This is a genomic window from Paraburkholderia bonniea (genome assembly GCF_009455625.1).
GTDB classification, from domain to species: Bacteria; Pseudomonadota; Gammaproteobacteria; order Burkholderiales; family Burkholderiaceae; genus Paraburkholderia; species Paraburkholderia bonniea.
On sequence record NZ_QPEQ01000002.1, the window covers coordinates 241,244 to 259,652 of the forward strand.

General features: G+C 53.4%; 17 protein-coding genes and 2 pseudogenes. 10 read left to right on the forward strand and 9 right to left on the reverse strand.

The window, feature by feature from the left end; genetic code table 11:
* Nucleotides 1–78: 78 nt before the first annotated feature.
* Complete coding sequence (locus tag GH656_RS15030; protein WP_153076874.1) at nt 79–1,674, reverse strand: hypothetical protein; 1,596 nt, start codon at nt 1,672–1,674, stop codon at nt 79–81.
* Nucleotides 1,675–2,326: 652 nt separating this feature from the next.
* Here GH656_RS15030 and GH656_RS15035 point away from each other — a divergent pair.
* From GH656_RS15035 to GH656_RS15045, 3 genes are all read left to right on the forward strand, one after another.
* Nucleotides 2,327–2,560: a hypothetical protein gene (locus GH656_RS15035; protein WP_153076875.1), complete on the forward strand. Its 234-nt coding sequence runs from the start codon at nt 2,327–2,329 to the stop codon at nt 2,558–2,560.
* 83 nt (nt 2,561–2,643) lie between these two features.
* A complete protein-coding gene (locus GH656_RS15040) occupies nt 2,644–3,081 on the forward strand; it encodes a hypothetical protein (RefSeq protein WP_153076876.1) in 438 nt (145 codons plus the stop codon).
* Nucleotides 3,082–3,385: 304 nt separating this feature from the next.
* Nucleotides 3,386–3,976 carry a hypothetical protein gene (locus tag GH656_RS15045; RefSeq protein ID WP_153076877.1) on the forward strand — a complete coding sequence of 197 codons (591 nt, stop codon included), beginning with the start codon at nt 3,386–3,388 and terminating at the stop codon, nt 3,974–3,976.
* A gap of 193 nt (nt 3,977–4,169) precedes the next feature.
* Here the strand turns inward: GH656_RS15045 and GH656_RS15050 are convergent, their stop codons facing one another.
* Nucleotides 4,170–4,457, reverse strand: a complete 288-nt coding sequence (locus GH656_RS15050) for a helix-turn-helix domain-containing protein (RefSeq protein ID WP_153076878.1) — start codon at nt 4,455–4,457, stop codon at nt 4,170–4,172.
* Nucleotides 4,447–4,767, reverse strand: a complete 321-nt coding sequence (locus GH656_RS15055; protein ID WP_153076879.1) for a transcriptional regulator — start codon at nt 4,765–4,767, stop codon at nt 4,447–4,449. Before GH656_RS15055 ends, GH656_RS15050 begins: the two co-directional genes overlap by 11 nt.
* A 187-nt stretch (nt 4,768–4,954) precedes the next feature.
* Here GH656_RS15055 and GH656_RS15060 point away from each other — a divergent pair, with 187 nt between their 5' ends.
* From GH656_RS15060 to GH656_RS15070, 3 genes are read left to right on the forward strand one after another with little or no spacing between them, the layout of a single operon-like run.
* Nucleotides 4,955–5,380 carry a glycoside hydrolase family protein gene (locus tag GH656_RS15060; protein ID WP_153076880.1) on the forward strand — a complete coding sequence of 142 codons (426 nt, stop codon included), beginning with the start codon at nt 4,955–4,957 and terminating at the stop codon, nt 5,378–5,380.
* 1 nt (nt 5,381) lies between these two features.
* Nucleotides 5,382–5,693: a phage holin family protein gene (locus GH656_RS15065; protein WP_153076881.1), complete on the forward strand. Its 312-nt coding sequence runs from the start codon at nt 5,382–5,384 to the stop codon at nt 5,691–5,693.
* The gene (locus tag GH656_RS15070) at nt 5,683–6,198 is read left to right on the forward strand and encodes a lysis system i-spanin subunit Rz (protein ID WP_153076882.1); all 516 of its coding nucleotides are present in this window, start codon (nt 5,683–5,685) and stop codon (nt 6,196–6,198) included. The genes GH656_RS15065 and GH656_RS15070 overlap by 11 nt, the downstream gene beginning before the upstream one ends.
* A gap of 103 nt (nt 6,199–6,301) precedes the next feature.
* On the opposite strand, the gene GH656_RS15075 is transcribed toward GH656_RS15070, so the two are convergent.
* Complete coding sequence (locus GH656_RS15075; RefSeq protein ID WP_153076883.1) at nt 6,302–7,948, reverse strand: hypothetical protein; 1,647 nt, start codon at nt 7,946–7,948, stop codon at nt 6,302–6,304.
* 652 nt (nt 7,949–8,600) lie between these two features.
* On the opposite strand from GH656_RS15075, the gene GH656_RS15080 reads away from it, so the two are divergent.
* A complete protein-coding gene (locus GH656_RS15080) occupies nt 8,601–8,834 on the forward strand; it encodes a hypothetical protein (RefSeq protein WP_153076875.1) in 234 nt (77 codons plus the stop codon).
* Between the two features lie 468 nt (nt 8,835–9,302).
* Here the strand turns inward: GH656_RS15080 and GH656_RS15085 are convergent, their stop codons facing one another.
* Nucleotides 9,303–11,228 (reverse strand): NEL-type E3 ubiquitin ligase domain-containing protein, encoded by a 1,926-nt coding sequence (locus GH656_RS15085; protein WP_153076884.1) that lies wholly within the window; start codon nt 11,226–11,228, stop codon nt 9,303–9,305.
* Nucleotides 11,229–11,479: 251 nt separating this feature from the next.
* Nucleotides 11,480–12,577: a hypothetical protein gene (locus tag GH656_RS15090; RefSeq protein ID WP_153076885.1), complete on the reverse strand. Its 1,098-nt coding sequence runs from the start codon at nt 12,575–12,577 to the stop codon at nt 11,480–11,482.
* Nucleotides 12,578–13,109: 532 nt separating this feature from the next.
* Here GH656_RS15090 and GH656_RS15095 point away from each other — a divergent pair.
* Nucleotides 13,110–14,450, forward strand: a pseudogene (locus GH656_RS15095) (IS3 family transposase).
* Between the two features lie 64 nt (nt 14,451–14,514).
* Here GH656_RS15095 and GH656_RS15100 read toward each other — a convergent pair.
* Entirely contained in the window at nt 14,515–14,691 is a 177-nt protein-coding gene (locus tag GH656_RS15100; protein ID WP_153076886.1) for a hypothetical protein, read from the reverse strand.
* Between the two features lie 8 nt (nt 14,692–14,699).
* A complete protein-coding gene (locus GH656_RS15105; RefSeq protein ID WP_153076887.1) occupies nt 14,700–15,083 on the reverse strand; it encodes a hypothetical protein in 384 nt (127 codons plus the stop codon).
* Between the two features lie 593 nt (nt 15,084–15,676).
* Here GH656_RS15105 and GH656_RS15110 point away from each other — a divergent pair.
* Together GH656_RS15110 and GH656_RS15115 are read left to right on the forward strand one after the other, a co-directional pair.
* Nucleotides 15,677–16,018 (forward strand): hypothetical protein, encoded by a 342-nt coding sequence (locus tag GH656_RS15110; protein WP_153076888.1) that lies wholly within the window; start codon nt 15,677–15,679, stop codon nt 16,016–16,018.
* Between the two features lie 507 nt (nt 16,019–16,525).
* Entirely contained in the window at nt 16,526–17,218 is a 693-nt protein-coding gene (locus GH656_RS15115) for a hypothetical protein (protein ID WP_153076889.1), read from the forward strand.
* A gap of 202 nt (nt 17,219–17,420) precedes the next feature.
* Here GH656_RS15115 and GH656_RS15120 read toward each other — a convergent pair.
* Nucleotides 17,421–17,608: pseudogene (locus tag GH656_RS15120) on the reverse strand (FMN-binding glutamate synthase family protein); the annotation flags it as partial.
* Nucleotides 17,609–18,409: the final 801 nt, after the last annotated feature.

Genomic DNA, 18,409 nt, shown 5'->3' on the forward strand with positions numbered 1-18,409 from the left:
TTATCAAGGTTCCGCCACCAGGATAGGGCGTGCGCCGTTCAACTTTCAGGGTGTGTCAGCGACTCGTGAACGAAAGCCCTATTCCGTTTTGCCAATGAACTGCTCCCAGTCATCGATGGGCTGCCAGTCTCCTGAGCCAGAATTCGTGAACCCGATCAGGGGCGTGTCTAGTGAATGTGAGGCACGATCGGTTATATCCCCGGGTGGCGTGACCATGCCATTGAACGTATCTGTTTGAACCAGTGCTGCGCTGCTTTGCTGATAGTCTGTACTGGTCAAGCCAGACAAAACTGGATTAAGGTTAAACAGCACCTGTTCTGGCATATTGGGCATTAGTAAGAACGGGTGGGTGGCCAGTTCATGGGGCTGCAGAACAGGTGTCAGCCATGACTGCGTCAAGCAATCATATTCTTGCGCAGGCTGCCCGGACAAGTTCGGCCATGTGGATGCATCATTCAGCGCCCCCTGGCGGGTTTGCTGGTTCTCAACAGGCGGCGTGGTTTGAGTCGGCAGGAACGCGTCTTGATAGGGGTTATCCGGGATGTGCGGCGCTTCTTTGTGCCTGTTTGCAGGGTGTACTGAATAGTCTGCAGGCGACGTCAAATTGCCGTTTGATTCAAGATCCGCTGAAGGGACGAAGTTCATGGGTCGCTCGCCCGTGACCTGTACCTGCAGCGCAGGCCGCGGGAGTTGCGTGGCCGCCTCTTGCTGTTGTGTAAGCAGCTTTTTTGCCTGCTCCGGGGGGGCGACCAGCGCTTTAAGTTCCAGCACAGTTAGGTTTTCGTTGATCAGGCGCTGTCCAATGGCGCTACCCGCATTGATCTTATTAGACAGAATGGATTGAAGCGTGGTTGGGGGGTTCTTCCGTTTGGTTATTGTGACGAGGTGATCAATCGAATAACCCAGCGCTAAAAATTCGCTGTGCCGAGTATCAAGGCGATCTAGTAAGCCGGAACCACCATGGGGCACCCTCTTCAAAATAGAATAAATCAGGCATGAAGAATATCCCTTGTCGACAAGGGACTGTCGCCGATTCCAGAGCATCTCCAATGTATGACTTCCTCCGGGATTTGAAGCGATCCTGAGAATCTGGGCGGAAGTGAATGACAGAGGCGGCTGGGTGAGGTCATAGCCACGCATATAGATGACATCAAGCGCGAATTTGCCTCCGGAGATTGTCAGAAGCTTGTCAATCTCGTCATCCGTCAGGCTGGGAAGTGGCTTCCCCTTGCCGTCGACAGCGACAGCGTTAGCGGTTGCTTCCGGATTTTCGGTGGTCGTCTCCAGTTGTTGGAGTGGATTTTCCCCTGTCGCCTTGTCAAAAATATCAGCGAACGTGTATTTCAGATACGCGAGCCTGGTGTGGTGCTTTACGACATTCGCCGGCGTGCTGCCGTCATTTTTTCTTGCTACGATCTTTTCAATGTCGGCGAGCGTGTAGCCCAGGCTGCTAAGCCCCTGATAGTTATCGATCACGGCCCTCAGGATAGCGGAGCCATTTTTTCGCCCCACCATGTTTGCAATGCTGGCATTCCCGAAACCGAGCGCCTTCAGCGTAACGTGGTGTTGGATGACGCTCTTCGCCACAGTTAGGCCTCCACCTTTTATCAGAGCATATTCTTCTGGAGTCAAAAAATAGGGGGCTCTCGTCAGCAGTGTTTCCTGGTCATTCACACTATGGCCTGTCGCGGGCGTAGCCTCCCCGACGTTCGTAGACACTTCGCGTGTCTCACTTCTTCGGACATTGGACGGCCGCGCTTCGCTGGAGCAAGTTGATAACGGCTTTCCAGAGAGGGCGTCAAACCCTGGCGGGGTCCCGGCTCGCTGCTGAAGTGGTGCTCCGGTGTTCGTCGCTCCGGTGTTCGCCTGCTGGGGGGAGGTATAAGGCCCGTAGCGGTCCCTACCGTATGGTTGGCGGCTCGAGCTCGGCGAATTTTTAGTCATATTTGTTGAAGTCTTAAAAACTGGAAATGGGGGTATTTGTAGGCTGGATGTGGTTTTTATAAAAACCCGGACCGCGAAAAATCGCGGCAGCATTGCTTCGCAAGTGACGGCTGAGTAACCCGGCAATCTAGATCGTTCCGGAAGTTTGCCAGCCGCTGGCGAGAGACACGCAGAATATCGATAAGGATGGCCCGTCAGGTCGTGCCTGGCGCACGTAGAATCAGAATTTCGCGTGCTGTTCATTCATCCACGTAGCGAACGATAGATGACCCGTTTGAATAACCTTGACGACGAAGCCCGCGCCGAACGGCTGTGTTGCCTGGTGGCGGGGCAGCTGGTTGCGCGGGCGCGGACAGGCGAGTGGCTGCGCACTGGCCATCTTGTGGAGTGGCTGAACATCTGGGCGAATGGCAACGGAGCACGGGTCAGCTGGCAGGATCGTTTGCATTTAGGCGCCCGGTCGGGAAAAGTCGCGCTGGAGCTAGGTGAGCTGCCTGAATTCGCGGATTCGGATGCGCTGGCGAAACCGGTGGGGTGCGAATTGCGCTCCGCAGATGAAAAAAATGCCCCGAACTTTTTCGAGCGCGGGAAAAAAGTGTGGGTTTTTCTGCCGTAAAATGGCGTACTACTGTACGCATTTACAGCGTCGTCAGAAGGTGACGCCCTTATGAAATAAGGGGTGTCAAGCCTGTCAACTGATTGTTCGTACAGTGGTATCGGTCGAACCCCACGGACAGCGGCTTTGGCGCACAGCTTTTTACCGAGGATGGGACAAACCTGCTGTTTGATGCGTGTACACCGTTTGCGCAGGTGGTCGACGTGATTGAGGGTGCCTATATTGGCGGCGAAGGCTGGGATGGAACGGGCGGCACGACATTTCCCAGTGAAAACCGGCAGTCTAAGCAGTATGAGTTCCCGGTTCTCATCGCGGGGATGTGGTCAGCACATCACATGAACGGCGCGGGCAATGGCAATAGCGCGATGGATAGCTGTGTGATGTCGGCAGTTTCGATTTCTGGTGGTGATATTGCATGGGAATTTCACCGCTATTACTCACAGCAGGGGTTTTTTACCGGATTCAGGGAGTCCACCCGCTACCGGTTTATGGTTCTCAATGCGACGGGCATTGTTAACTGATTCGGTGTGCATAGAGTGGGTGTCAATCGCATGCATTGTTCGCGCACGCCAGGACCGCGGTGTGATAGATTTTTGCGCTGCATAAAACTACAAATTCACTGAGAGAAAAGTCGTGAAAAGAATACTTCCAGCCACAACGGTTTCGGCCATCCTTGCATCCCTCGTGCTGTCTGCCTGCGGCGGTGGGGGCGATTCAGGTACCCCGGCCACGAAACCTCTGGCGCTTTCGATGTATGGCGCGCCGATTATTTCCGCATCAAGCGGCGCTGTCGCGCGTGCCTAGGGCGTGCAGGGTAGCCAGAGCATGGCCGATGCGGAGGCGACTGCGCAGGCGCTAAAACGGGCGATTGAAGCCAATGGGCTGCCGGTCACGGTTACGCCGCGCGTGATGGATGGCACGACACTTCATCAGATCGTAATGGGCGAAAACAATGGACTGCCGCCGACGCCGGACCAGTTCAAAACGGACCCGAGTGAGTGGATGATTGTTAATTTCCAGCTCGACGATATGGTTAGCCGGGCTGATTCTCCAGGACAGGGCGAGGCGGCAGAACAGTTCGCCCGGGATCTGGCGGTGTTTGTCCAGCGAGCTGCCGTGGCTGGAAAGCGGGTGTCGGCTGTGATGCCCATGATGACTTGCGACGCGCCGACTGGATTCACGGCTGCCAATGCGCTTATCGCCGCGCTGACGATGGCGGCGAACAATTCCAGTCTCGGTATCGTTGGCGGAATTGGTAGTCCGCTGTGCGACGTTGACAGGGACGGGAAAGTGACGCCCGGTATTGATTTCGAGCACCTGGGTGCGGACTTGAGAACGCCCGATGCCTATCTGCTCAACGAGCAGATTCAGTCGATAGCCAACGCAATAGCGCCGAAGCCTGCCGCTACAAAATAGCCAGGCACGGAGCCGCAGCAAGCAACCCCGGTACGCGAGCGCGACCGGGGTCATTTTTTGGGCACCTGAAATTCAGAAAAATGCTTTGAGAACGAGCGCGGCGATGCCTGCCGTGATGACGCCGGGCATTCGCTTTAAACGCGTGAGGTCGGTGCGCAGCGGTGCAAGTTCTATTTGCAGGTCTTTTTCGTGATCAGACGGGCATCAGGTCGCGCAGCGCTTCTGGGTGTTTCACCGCTACACGCAGAAGAGTCTGAGCCGCTCCGGTCGGGTTGCGGCGTCCCTGCTCCCAGTCTTGCAGGGTGCGCGCCGAGACGCCGAGCAATGCCGCGAATGCGCTTTGCGACAGACCTGCTTTTGCACGGGCAAGGGCAGCGACAGTCGGCTCAACTACAGTGGTGTGAGCAGCGCGACCTGCCTTCATATCCCGAACCGATTGCAGTAAATCGGTTTTGAACTGCTCCAGTTCTTTATCCGCCATGGTTAATTTCCTCGCGAAGTTGATTCAGGAAAACGGCTGGCAGGTTGTCAAATTTTGACTTCGTATAAACAATGAGCAACCAGATTTTTCCGTCGTCCAGCAGGTTGTAATAAATAACGCGGGCACCGCCACGCTTTCCCATTCCGGCGCGCCCCCAGCGAACCTTGCGCAAGCCGCCGGTTCCCGGAATCACATCTCCGGCTAGCGGATTGCCTGCAATCCATTTGATGAACTCATGGCGCTCATTTTCGCGCCATATGCCAGCGGCATAGTGCTGGAATGTCTGGGTCTCGATGATCGTCAATAACATAGCGAAATTATACGGCAATGCCGTATTTTAACAACCCGCCCGGGTGGATTTTTTACGACTTGCAGTTTTGTGATTGAGCTGCAGGGAGGCGAACGCCCCGAATCGATGAAATGATCTCGACTTGCCCCACCGAACCCGGCCACTGCGCCGGGTTCTTTCATTTACGACATGACATCTGGAGACTGATATGCCTGAAAAATTTGACTTGCCGATGCTGCTGGCGGAACTAGACCGCGACGAAGGTCGGCGACTGAAGCCGTATCTCGACACGGTTGGCAAAACGACGATTGGCGTTGGGCGAAACCTGACCGACGTCGGCATTTCGGACGCTGAGTGTGATGCGATGCTGCAGCTTGACGTTGACCGGACGGCTGAATGGCTCGACCGCAATCTGGCGTGGTGGCGCCAGCTCGACGCGGTGCGCCAGCGTGTGCTGCTGAACATGGCATTCAACCTGGGCGCGGGCCTGCTGACATTTACCAGCACGCTTGCCGCGACACAGCACGGTGAATACAGGCGTGCGGCAGACGGCATGCTGGCGTCGAAGTGGGCAGTGCAGGTAGGCGCACGGGCGCAGCGCCTGGCCACGATGATGAAAAACGGGAGCACGTGAGATGCAGCTGAACGAAAACGAAAAGGAGTTGCTGACGCTGTTCATCATTGGCGCCGTGATTGCGCTCGGCAAGCTTCTGGTGGGAGGCGAGCGCATGTCAGCACGCATCGTGATGGGGCGAATGATCATTGGCGCTGCGCTTTCGACCAGCGCTGGCGCGGCGCTCGTGATGTTTCATGACCTGACGCCAGTCGCGCTGACCGGGGTGGCCTCCGCACTCGGGATTCTGGGCCAGTCTGTGCTGGAGGCGGCGGTGCAGAAGTTCGTCGGCAGGTTGCCCGGCAAGAAGGGCGGGGTGCCGGATGCCCGGTAAAACAATGATGGCACTTGCCGCAGCGGCGGTGGTGGGCGGCATCGTGGCGGGCGTTGGCCAGCAATGGAGACTGGGTGCGCAGCTCGCGGCGATTCGCACCCGGCATGCCGCGGTGATGAAGACGATATCCGATGAGGCTGTGTCAGCAGCGGGTGCTGCGCAGCGGGAAACGGCGCGCGCAACCGCGGAGATTGGAGCACTCGAGAGCCAGTACCGGAGGGAAAATAGCGATGCGAAAAAGACAATGGATGCGTTGCGCGCCGACGTGCGTGCTGGTGCTGTGCGGCTGCGCGTCGCCGCACGCTGTGATTCAACCGGTGGCGGTGGCGTGCCCGGTGCTGGCAGCGCCTCCGCCGGAGCTGATGGAGACGGAAACGCCGAACTTGACGCAGCGAGTGCTGGCGCGCTTCTTGGCGTCGCGGCAGACGGAGACCGGGCTGCGCGCAAAGTAGCGGCGCTGCAGGCCTATGCGCGGGAAGCGCAGCGAGTGTGCGGCGGGCAATAGGTGGGCGAAAGGTGGTTGATGAACTTTATCAAGGTTCCGCCACCAGGATAGGGCGTGCGCCGTTCAACTTTCAGGGTGTGTCAGCGACTCGTGAACGAAAGCCCTATTCCGTTTTGCCAATGAACTGCTCCCAGTCATCGATGGGCTGCCAGTCAGAATTCGTGAACCCGATCAGGGGCGCGTCTGGTGAATGTGAGGCACGATCGGTTATATCCCCGGGTGGCGTGACCATGCCATTGAACGTATCTGTTTGAACCAGTGCTGCGCTGCTTTGCTGATAGTCTGTACTGGTCAAGCCAGACAAAACTGGATTAAGGTTAAACAGCACCCGTTCTGGCATATTGGGCATTAGTAAGAACGGGTGGGTGGCCAGTTTATGGGGCTGCAGAACAGGTGTCAGCCATGACTGCTTCAAGCAATCATATTTTTGCGCAGGCTGCCCGGACAAGTTCGGCCATGTGGATGCATCATTCAGCGCCCCCTGGCGGGTTTGCTGGTTCTCGACAGGGGGCACAGGGGGCGTGGTTTGAGTCGGCAGGAACGCGTCTTGATCGGGGTTATCCGGGATGTGCGGCGCTTCTTTGTGCCTGTTTGCAGGGTGTACTGAATAGTCTGCAGGCGACGTCAAATTGCCGTTTGATTCAAGATCCGCTGAATGGCCGAAGTTCATGGGTCGCTCGCCCGTGACCTGTACCTGCAGCGCAGGCCGCGGGAGTTGCGTGGCCGCCTCTTGCTGTTGTGTAAGCAGCTTTTTTGCCTGCTCCGGGGGGGCGACCAGCGCTGCTTTAAGCTCCAGCACAGTTGGGTTTTCGTTGATCAGGCGCTGTCCAATGGCGCTACCCGCATTGATCTTATTAGACAGAATGGATTGAAGCGTGGTTGGGTGGTTCTTCCGTTTGGTTATTGTGACGAGGTGATCAATCGAATAACCCAGCGCTAAAAATTCGCTGTGCCGAGTATCAAGGCGATCTAGTAAGCCGGAACCACCATGGGGCACCCTCTTCAAAATAGAATAAATCAGGCATGAAGAATATCCCTTGTCGACAAGGGACTGTCGCCGATTCCAGAGCATCTCCAATGTATGACTTCCTCCGGGATTTGAAGCGATCCTGAGAATCTGGGCGGACGTGAATGACAGGGGCGGCTGGGTGAGGTCATAGCCACGCATATAGATGACATCAAGCGCGAATTTGCCTCCGGAGATTGTCAGAAGCTTGTCAATTTCGTCATCCGTCAGGCTGGGAAGTGGGTTCCCATTGCGGTCGACAGCACCAGCAGTTGCTTCCGGGTTTTCGGTGGTCGTCTCCAGTTGTTTGCGTGGATTTTCCCCTGTCGCCTTGCTAAAAATATCAGTGTGCGTGTATCCCAGATACGCGAGCCTAGCGTGGTGCTTTACGACATTCGCCAGTATAGTGTTGCGATATTGGCCTGTTTCGATCTTTTCAATGTCGGCGGTCTTTTCAATGTCGGCGATCTTTTCAATGTCGGCGATCTTTTCAATGTCGGCGAGCGTGTAGCCCAGATAGCGAAGGTGCGGAAACATCCGGATCACGGCGTTCAGGATAGTGCAGGCCCTTTTTTGCCTCACCATCTTCGCAATACTGGCATTCGTGAAGCCGAGCTTCATCAGCTCAGCGTGGCGGCGGTTCATGAGGCTATTCGTCACACGCAAGCCTGCGCTTTCTATCAGGAGATATTCAACTGGAGTAAACGAATAGGGGGACGCCATCAGTTTTTTTGGGTCATTCACACTATGGCCTGTCGCGGGCGTAGCCTCCCCGACGTTCGTAGACACTTCGCGTGTCTCACTTCTTCGGACATTGGACGGCCGCGCTTCGCTGGAGCAAGTTGATAACGGCTTTCCAGAGAGGGCGTCAAACCCTGGCGGGGTCCCGGCTCGCTGCTGAAGTGGTGCTCCGGTGTTCGTCGCTCCGGTGTTCGCCTGCTGGGGGGAGGTATAAGGCCCGTAGCGGTCCCTACCGTATGGTTGGCGGCTCGAGCTCGGCGAATTTTTAGTCATATTTGTTGAAGTCTTAAAAACTGGAAATGGGGGTATTTGTAGGCTGGATGTGGTTTTTATAAAAACCCGGACCGCGAAAAATCGCGGCAGCATTGCTTCGCAAGTGACGGCTGAGTAACCCGGCAATCTAGATCGTTCCGGAAGTTTGCCAGCCGCTGGCGAGAGACACGCAGAATATCGATAAGGATGGCCCGTCAGGTCGTGCCTGGCGCACGTAGAATCAGAATTTCGCGTGCTGTTCATTCATCCACGTAGCGAACGATAGATGACCCGTTTGAATAACCTTGACGACGAAGCCCGCGCCGAACGGCTGTGTTGCCTGGTGGCGGGGCAGCTGGTTGCGCGGGCGCGGACAGGCGAGTGGCTGCGCACTGGCCATCTTGTGGAGTGGCTGAACATCTGGGCGAATGGCAACGGAGCACGGGTCAGCTGGCAGGATCGTTTGCATTTAGGCGCCCGGTCGGGAAAAGTCGCGCTGGAGCTAGGTGAGCTGCCTGAATTCGCGGATTCGGATGCGCTGGCGAAACCGGTGGGGTGCGAATTGCGCTCCGCAGATGAAAAAAATGCCCCGAACTTTTTCGAGCGCGGGAAAAAAGTGTGGGTTTTTCTGCCGTAAAATGGCGTACTACTGTACGCATTTACAGCGTCGTCAGAAGGTGACGCCCTTATGAAATAAGGGGTGTCAAGCCTGTCAACTGATTGTTCGTACAGTGGTATCGGTCTTCAAACCCAGTAGGGGGTGTCAGACATTCCCTGGCAGGTTCGATTCCTGCTGCCTTCCGCCATGGGTTGATGGGGTTTGGGCGGCATTTTGTTGTGGCTTCCCGGGCTGGATAAATTGCGGCGCGATGTCACGCTTTTCGGTCCGGTCTTTCAGCGCTTCGGCCGTAGGTTGAGCAGAAAAAATCCTCCGGGGTATCAGCCGTGCTCAAATAAATGCACGCCGTTCCAGCCTTTGGCGTTTTCGTGCTGGCGCGATTCGGCTGCGACGCTGCGCGTGCTCGCAGTCTCCTGTTCGTATGGTGAGTGCACGGCGTCGCGCCGTGGAAGCCCCCGCCCACGGTGCGCCAGTGTGCAGTGCCGTTTAGCGCGTCGCCGCAGCGTGACCAGCAAACAGCGCTTTTAGCTCGAGTTGCTGGTCCTTCGAGCAGGAGCTGATGTACTGGAGCGCGGGCTCACGGAGCAGCTTGGCCTGCAATTGCCGCATCACCTTCGGGCCGAGTTGCCGTGCGGCATCCACATAGGCCGCGTCCTTATGGTCCGTTAGTCCGAGCGTCTCCAGTTGTTTGGCTAGCTCATCAGGATGCTGTTTAAGCACCTGCTCCTGAGCGCGTTCAACGGCCTCAGGGTTAAAGCGCTTCAGCATGGCCAGCCACGGCTCGGAGATCTGGAACCAGACTGGGAAATCATTCTCTTCCCGGGCCCTGACTGCTGTGAGAGCGGCGTCCCGGTCATTCTGGGTAACGCCCGAAAGCTTGATGTATCGTGCGCGGCTGAAACCCAGTGGAAGATTCAGCGGCTCACACAGATTCACCAGATAGTCCAGATGCACCTCGATTTCATCGATTGTCTTGCGGAGATCGCGCCCGTTCTGCTGTGCTTCTTTGAGTTGTTGTTTTAGCTTGAGAGTTGTGTCCTTCGCAATCTGGGTTAGCTGCTCGATCCGGAACATTCCGCGAAGCCGCTCGATCAACTCGGGGAGCACTGTGTCGTACCGACCATGGCCGACGTCGAACACCACTTGAGCTTCACGCATCGAAACAAAGCTAAGCATCACGCGATCTTCACAGCTTGAGGTCGCATCCACCGCGAGCGCAAAGACCGTTTTTCGGAGGGCTGCGTTTTCGGGTCTGGCGAGATCCTTGAGCCACTCGCGCACTACGTGCTCGAAGCAGGAGTTTTCTGTGGCGTTGAGGGTCTTGCTCAAACGGTCAAGAAACCGGGTGAATGCACGGGCTTCTTCAATTGTCGCGGCGGGGGGCTGGGTTAATTCAGACCATGTCGTGCTGAGCTGAGTTTGATCTTCTGCAGACAGATTAGGGAACCAGCGAATCACGGCTTGCGACAGAGAGCCGGACGTGGACGGGTTGAGTGTGTTTGGGCTTATGCCGGGTTCCATGGATTCGCGGCCTTCGTGCTGCAATAACTGCTGCATCTGCTCCCGCAGCTGTATCGTCCCTTGTCCCACCTGCTGTATCGTCTGCAGTACCACCTGCAGTACCACCTGCTGTACCTCCTGCAGTACCACCTGCTGCTCCTGCTGCATCTGCTGCATCTGCTGCATCCACTGCATTTGCTGATCTCGTATCTCCAGTGTGTGCTGTATCCACTGCATTTGCTGATCTAGCCTCTCCAGCATCTGCTGCATCTGCTGCATCTGCTGCATCTGCTGCATTTGCTGATCTCGTCTCTCCAGTGTTTGCTGTATCCACTGCATTTGCTGATCTAGCCTCTCCAGTGTTTGCTGTATCCACTGCATTTGCTGATCTCGCAGCTGCTGTCTCTCCGCTTCGATCGCGTTTGACGTGTTGCCCGGTGACGGGCTGAACGTGTGAGCGGGATGGTTAGGACCGGATGAGATTGGCTGGCGTTGCTGTAGTTCTTCAACAAAGATGTTGGGAGGTCGGACAACCGCCGGATCTACAGCATTTCCCGCCTGGGGTGCGAGAGGATGTCGTTGTTGCGATTCGTGGCCGCCTTGCGGAGCCTCGTTTGCATCGGATTGCGACTGGCTGGGGAAGCTGTGTAACGCGTCCTGAATGGGGGTGTCCGTTGAGGCCCGGGGTTCTCCGGTAGACACTTGTTGCGGCGATGTGTGTTGTGTCCCGAGGCTAACTACGCCGGAAACGGTAGTGGTCGCACGAGGCTTCAGCGTTTGCGTGAATTCCAGGCTTGCGGATTGCTCCCCGAGTGCGCCGGTTAGCTCATTTCTCGAATGGATCTTTGGCTGGTCATTGGACCTGCTTAATGAAGAGCGGGGAGAATCGGGATTAATAGGGGAGGTGGTCATATGAAGAAATTTTAGCTAGCTACGAATTTTTCGCGTGCTGTGTTTTGCCAGATAAACTGGAAGCCACATCAAATAGCTTTTGTTCTTGCTGATAGGGCGTCCTCAGCGGGGCTGGTTCCAGAACCTTATGGTTCGGGAGAGCGGCCAGACTGGCCGACAGTATCCCGGCGGAAAGCGTGTTGTGGGCCAGCGCAGGCGCTACGTAGTGCGAATTATTCCTCTTTTGCGGCACTTCTTTTTAGCTGTTTGTTTCAGGTGTTGCTTGATAGCGTGCGGGGAAACGTCGAATTGGCGTTTGGCAGCCCCAGATTTGCTGAATGAGCCAAGGCCCCTGACTGTTCGCTGGGGACCTGTACTGGCAGCGACACGAGTCTCGTGGCCTGTTCCTGCCTGTGTGCTGGAGCCTGCGTCGCCAGCGCCAGGATGGCCTCCAGCGCTGTAAGCTCCAGCACCGTTGGGTTTTCCTTGATCAGGCGCTGTCCAATGGCGCTACCCGCATTGATCTGATTAGACCGAATGTATTGAAGCATGGTCGACTGGGAATGCCGTTTGGCTATTCTGACGAGGAGACCAATCGAATAACCCAGCGCTAAAAATTCGCTATGCAAAGTATCAAGGCGATATAGTAAGACGGAACCACCAGAGGGTATATTCTTCAAAATGGAATAAATATGGTTTGCTGAATATCCTTTGTCGACAAGGGACTGTCGCCGATTCCAGAGCGTCTCCAGTGTATGACCTCCTCCCCGCTTTGAAGCGATCCTGAAAATCTGGGCGGACGTGAATGACAGGGGCGGCTGGGTGAGGTCATAGCCACGCCTATAGATGGCGTCAAGCGCGAATTTGCCTCCGGAGATTGTCAGAAGCTTGTCAATTTCGCCATCCGTCAGGCTGAGAAGTGGGTTCCCCTTGCAGTCGACAGCACCAGCAGTTGCTTCCGGGTTTTCGGTGGTCGTCTCCAGTTGTTTGCGTGGATTTTCCCCTGTCGCCTTGCCAACAATATCAGTGTGCGTGTATCCCAGATACGCGAGCCTGGTGTGGTGCTTTACGACATTCGCCAGCGTACTGTCGCCATCTTGGCCTGTTGCGATCTTTTTAATGTCGGCGAGCGTGTAGCCCAGATAGCGAAGCTGCGGAAACTGTTGGATCACAGCGTTCAGGATAGTGGGGCCATTTTTTCGCCTCACCATGTTTGCAATGCTGGCATTCTCGAAACCGAGCGCCTTCAGCGTAGCGTGGCGTTGGATGACTCTATTCGCCGCAGTCCGGCCTCCATCTTTTATCTGATCACATTCATCTGGAGTAAATAAATAGGGGGCTGTCGTCAGCAGTGTTTCCTGGTCTTTCACGCAATTGCCTGTCGCGGGCGTAGCCTCCTGAACGTTCATAGACACTTCGTGTGTCCCACTTCTTGGACCATTGGACGGCGGCGCTTCGCTGGAGCGAGTTGATAACGACGTTCCAGAGTGGGCGTTAAGCCTTGGCTGGGTCCCGGCTCGCTCCTGATGTGTTCCGGTAGATCCCGCAGACAAGGTTGTACTTTGCTGCATACCATGGTCCGGTTGCGAGGAGGGGTAAGGCTCGTAGCGCTTCGTACCTTCGAATCGGTTCAACTTCGGCGGAGTTTTAGGCATATTTGTTGAAGTCTTAAAAACTGGGAACGAGGGTGTTGGCAGGCTGGCCGGATTGGGTTTTTATAAAAACCCGGACCGCGGAAGATTGCTGCGGCATTGCCTACCAAGTGCTGACTAAGTAACAAGGAAATCCAGATCGTTCCGAAGATATGCTAGCTGCTGGTGAGAGACATGCGAAATATCGATAAGAATTACTTAATTTAAACTCCATGAGTTGGACATTGATTCAACCTATGGGGTGTTTTTCATGACGAGACACGATGAGCGATTGCAGCTCAAGGTAGTCAAGCAATATTTAGAGGGAAGCGCAGGCCTTCGCGCCGTTGCCAAAGCGAATAGCGTGGGCTGGGCGCTTGCGCGGCAGTGGGTAGCCGAGTACCGGTTACATGGCGAGGCAGGACTACGACGTAAGGGCCACACTGAGTACAGCGTTGAGTTCAAGCTGAAAGTGCTGGAGCGCATGCAGCGAGAGACGCGGTCGGCCACGGAGATGAGATCGATACTGGGTATCCGTGATCCTGGTGCCATCGCCCGTTGGAAACGTTAGTACATGAGGGCGGCTTCCTTGCGCTATTGCCCCGTTCGAAGGGCGCCCATCCCGAGATGTCGAATTCATTGCCAGCCCAAGCCACACCGACGGAATCCGAGCTGGATACCCGTAGCCGCGAACAACTGCTTAACGAAATTGAGTATCTGCGCGCGGAGCTGGTGTACCTAAAAAAACTCGATGCGCTGCTGCAGACGAAACGGCAAGCAGCGTCAAAGAAAAAGCGCAAATAGTTCAGGCGTTCAGAGAGACACACCCGTTGCCTCTTTTGCTCAAGGTAGCCGGAATGGCACGTAGCACGTTCTACTATCAGCTCAAGGTACTTGCTGAGGGAGCCGGCACGCGGGTCTGAAAGCGGAGATTCGACGCATCTACGATCATCACCGGGGCTGCTATGGCTATCGGCGCATCACCGGCACGATCCGCCAGACAGGACCATTGATCAACAGAAAGAAGATTCAACGACTGATGCAGCAGCTTCAGTTGGAATTCGCGGTGCGCCCGAAGAAATATTGCTCCTGGCACGGCGAAGTCGGTCAGGCCGCCCCGAATCTGCTGAAGCGCCAATTTGAAGCCGAACGCCCCAATCAGAAATGGGTGACGGACGTGAAGGAATTCAATGTGGACGGGTAAAAACTGTATCTGCCACCCGTGATGAATCTGTATAACGGCGAGATCATCGCCTGTCAGCTGGACCGGCGACCCAGCTTCGCACTATTGAACAGCATGCTGAAGAAGGCGTTTGGGGCACTCAAATGCAAGGAGCGGCCACTGCTACATTCCGATCAAGGCTGGCAATATCGCATGCTTGTCTATCGCCGTTTGCTGGCCGACAAAAAGCTGACGCAGAGCATCTCTCGCAAAGGTAACTGCCTCGATAACGCCGCCATGGAAAGCTTCTTTGGCAGGTTCAAGTCAGCCTGCTTCAGGCTCGAACGCTTTACTTGCGTTGAGCCGTTGTGGGGCGTATTCGATCGATACATTCACTACTACAACCACGAACGCATCAAGCAGAAACTGAAAGGCCTGAGTCCCGTTTAGTACAGGACTCAGGCCTTGGTAGCCCGCTAGATTTTTACCGTCCAATTTCTTGGGGTTAGTTCATTCAGCGGCACAAGTTGAGGGCAGCGACGTCGATGTCTCCCCCGATGTCGTGCAATTCCTTGAGCAGATCGCGCTGGGAAGCACCCCCGGTCTGACGACGATAGTGGTGCTCGACAACGCCCCGATCAATCACAACATCGATCAGAAAACAACCGATTTTGATATTAGTGACCTTCATGCACGATCTCAGGTTTGGGGGGAGTCTACAATTATTTTTAAATTTGGCATTAATTTATTTAGTTTTTGAAGTTCTTGTGCGTACTCAGTTAAGCCGAGGTCTCTACATATCTTGGCATTGGATAAATTGAATAATGTTAGTGACGGATATTTTTTCAGGTGAGCCATAATTTCGAAAAAAGTGCTCCGGTCAAAAATACAGCCTGATAAATTCAGTTCGACAAGATTGGATCGGAATTTTACATGGTTCAATACATAGGCCAGCCTGACCATTTCTTCTCTGGATTTTCCGGCAAACTCAAGTTTAATTGGGCGTTTTTTGGTTTGTGCCGAGCAATAAGCGTCAATCGAGCTTGTGTCAAAAGCGATTAAAAGCAGGCTGATTGCCGCCATTTTATCCTCGGGGGCCTGGGTTAATTTAAAATTAATTTATTTTGGGTCGAGTTTGTTTATAATTGACGCACTTTTTTGAACGTAAAATTTGAGTAGATGATTATATTCAGATTTAAAAAATGAGGTGGCCGGGTATTTAATTTTTCTCGTTATTTCAAGAATATGATTTGCAATATTTTCAATTATTTCATTTTTTTGCTCTGCTAGCTTCGTGGCGAAAATATTTTTAGTCGCCTTGCAGATGGTTGACAGAAGGGCGTATTCTTTTGGCGTGCGCGGTAACTTGCATTCGTCATCGAGTATGGCTTTAATTAAAGGTAGAAACGTGATGCTCGGGAGTTTTGTTTGGCTATTTATTTTGGCGAGGAAATTGATATTTTTTTCTGGATTGATGTCTTGCTTAATGAGCTCGAGAAGGTTAATGCGTAAGGTTAGCGCTGGAGGAGTTTTATTTGCGATCGCCGGGGATTCCTCTCTGGCGATAATCTCTTTGTGGAAAAGTTTTTTTCTATATTTCGCTGAACAGCTTCATTTTCGCTAATGCTGAATTTATTTTTTTTCAGCGGCGTGTCATTTTTCGAAAAAGTTTTTAAGTGTATGTCGAGAGTTTTCTGGATTTTTTTTGGCATTTAGAAATAAAGTTATATCGCAATATCGTCTATGTAACTTTGTTCTGGAAATCGTTCCATGTGCTTCTGGCTTACTGCATGGCCGGTGAGCTCGGGATGACGCGCGATGGCTTGTACAAGGCGATGAAGCGCTTCAGGGTGAACGCCTTATACCTCGCCTTGCGAGCGGATGAAGTGGGGCGCTCACGCTGGGCGGAAATCCCACCCCCTATCAACAACTTGAGCCAGCACATCTGCACAAACCCGGCGCGGTTCAGTGGCTTGATGATGTTGTGTTGTAGCGAAAAGCGCAGACCCTGGTTTTGAGGCCACGTTTTTTATAACTGTTGCGGTAGGCAGCGATTTTTCTGGTGGCGCGTGCGGCCTGGAACGTTTGGTTTGGAAGTGTCACTTAGGTTAGGCATGGGAAATAAGCGGGTGAAAATTAATTTCTCTTTTTAACAGATGGATTTTTTGTGGAGTGTGCAATATGTCGGGGAGTGGCAAAGTTAATTTTCTAAAGATTGGGGTTAATTATAGTTTTGTCAATTAAGATAATGAATCTGTTCGTGTGAATAACTCAATCGACCAGAATTCACGTGCGGCAAATAATGGAGAAATTCCACTAGACATCCAGTTTTCTCGGAATAAAAATATACCGTTTCAGACGAATCAGGTTAGTGCGGGGGATTTCCGGGTTGGTACGCCAAATTCTGGGGATATTTCCTCAAACGTAGGAAAATCTATGCCTTCTTGACGGGAGGGGGATATATACCCGACAACGACTGGTGCTCATTGCATACAAGGCATAATATAGTTTACGTAACGAAACAGATGGAAAGCGGAAGCACTGTGATAAACCTTTCAGATGGTTGTATTTCAGCGATCCCGACACCTTTGCCGAAACACGTTACTACGATTATTGCGAACAATAATTCTCTTTTGTCATTGCCTGATGATTTATATGAATCAAATATAACTTACCTTTCGGTTAGCGGCAATGCAATTAAAAAGTGGCCGTCAATCTGGCCTCGTGGTTTGAAGGAGTTGATTTTTGATCGAAATCCGGTTGGCCATCTTCCAGATAACTTGCCCAATAGTGTCGAGCGCATATCGGGGATTGACTGCGGAATTGTCAGGGGGCTTGATAGATATCCGGAGAAATTGATTAATTTGACTTTGTCGAGAAATAAGATTGAGGTGTTTGAAATAAAAAATATCAAGAATTTAAGAAATCTAGATATTTCTCTTAATCCACTCAAGACCTGTTTGGTTGACTCTCCTGAAAGTCTGGAGATGCTATATATGGGGGATACGAATATTGTCAGATTTAATGCCGATTTTTCCAAATGCATCAATCTAAGAGGAATTTTTCTTGAGGGTTGCTCTAATCTCACAGAGTTTGTAGTCGTGTTTCCTGATAAGGAAGTGGTGATTGATTTTAGTGGGACGGGGATAACCGAAGAGTATTTCAAAAGTCCAGGGCATGAAAAGTTAAAGGTTGATAATTGGGGCTTCACTTCATAGGAAAAAATCACAGAGATCATTATTTTAATAAAATTAGCAAAATCTGGCTTCGGCGATTAATTTAAATAACGCATATTTAACCATTGCCAAAAGAGTCCCCGCTACCAGAGCGGATGCCGGGGCTCGTTAATGCATTTGCCTCACTGCGCCGCTACGGTCTTATCATCCGCAGTGCCGCAAACGAATCACTCCGCACCCGTGGTTACCCGGTTTCATACAGCGAATAGCGATAATTCCCGCTCAGCAAATCCCCCGGCTCCAGATACTTCAGCAACTCCGACATCTGCCGCACCTCATACGATGAGACCCGCAGCACGATGTGATGCGCGCGTAAATCCCCGGATGCCTGAGCCCCGCGACCTTGACGATCTCCTGCAGCGCTCGCAGCGTGAACACATCTCCACAGACTGGGGTGGCTCAGTTGGTGCACGGTGGCGGGATCCGGCCACCGTCGCGCACGCTAGTGTGCCAGCCTCAGACGTGAGCAACTGTCCGGGGTATCGCGGTGCTCAAAAAATGCAGCTGTCCCAGCCTTTGGGGCTTTCGTGCCGGCGTGCTTCGGCTGCGACGCTGTGCGTGCCCGCCATCCCGCCATTCCGGGTTCGCGCCGCGAAAGCTACCCGCCCACGGGGCGCCAGTGTGCGTCGCCGTTTAGCGCGCCGCGGTGGTGTGATCGGCAAACAGTGTTTTTAGTTTGGGCTGCTGGTCTCGGGACATGAGCTGATGTACTGGAGCGTGAGCTCACGGAGCAGCTTGACCTGTAATTGCCGCATCACCTGTTGCAACTGGTCTGAAAATCGCCGGACAGGTCACTCTCCCTCCCCCCGTCCCAAATCCATTACGCATTAATTTTTGATTAATCTTATTCAATCAATTCGAGATATGGAATGAGTACAGATTGACCAGGATTTTTATAAGAGTAATTAAGAATATCCGGGTAAATTTTATCGAAATTACTTGTGCGGACCATCCTGGTTTGTGTAAATATATATCGCATTGCAAACAAAATTAAGCGAGAGGGCATTCCTGATATGTCAAACGATTTAACTGCGCTTTATCTGGCGCGGGGTTGCTGTTCGCCCTGAAATTAACGTCAGAGCCTTTGTTGGTATGGCTTAGGTAACTATTTCAAATTTGTGTGAATCGGGCGCGATTATGCGTTCTGGCATAACTCGGCCTGATTTTTTGAAT